The sequence below is a fragment of the Mesorhizobium sp. M8A.F.Ca.ET.181.01.1.1 genome (genome assembly GCF_004792025.1).
GTDB lineage: Bacteria > Pseudomonadota > Alphaproteobacteria > Rhizobiales > Rhizobiaceae > Mesorhizobium.
Genome location: NZ_SRTV01000041.1, coordinates 1 through 574, shown reverse-complemented (window position 1 = coordinate 574; position 574 = coordinate 1). Strand labels below are relative to the sequence as shown.

The window sequence follows — 574 nt, the reverse complement described above, 5'->3', positions numbered from 1 at the left end:
GTGATCCGCACCAAGCCGAAATGCGATTACTTTGCCATTTGCGGCGGCTGCTCGATGCAGCATCTGGACATTCGCGCGCATGTAGCGGTGAAGCAGCGCGTGCTCGAAGACAACCTTCTGCATCTTGCGAAGCTGCGTCCGGAAACCGTGTTCCGGCCGATTCACGGACCGGCATGGGGCTACCGCTATCGCGCGCGTCTCGCGGTGCGCTTTCTGCCCGAGAAAGGCGGCATGCGCATCGGCTTTCACGAGAAAAAGAGCAGCTATATCGCAGACATGAAAACCTGCGAGGTGCTGCCGCCGCATGTGTCGGCCATGCTGATGCCGCTGCGCTTCATGGTGCGCAAACTGTCCATTTACGACCGCATGCCGCAGTTGGAACTCGCGGTCGGCTCGTCGGTCACCGCGCTCGTGGTGCGCAACCTCGAGCCGTTGACCGAGGCCGACGAGCAGGTGCTGCGTGAGTTCGCAGACGAGCACAAGGTGCAGTTCTGGATTCAGCCCGGCGGCCCGGACACGGTCACGCCGCTGTATCCGCTCGACGTGCAGCTCGACTATACGCTGCCCGAATTCG

The 574-nt window shown here is 62.0% G+C and carries 1 pseudogene; it reads left to right on the top strand.

The annotated features are described in order from the left end of the window. Positions 1 to 574, top strand: a pseudogene (locus EN824_RS33480) (hypothetical protein); the annotation flags it as partial.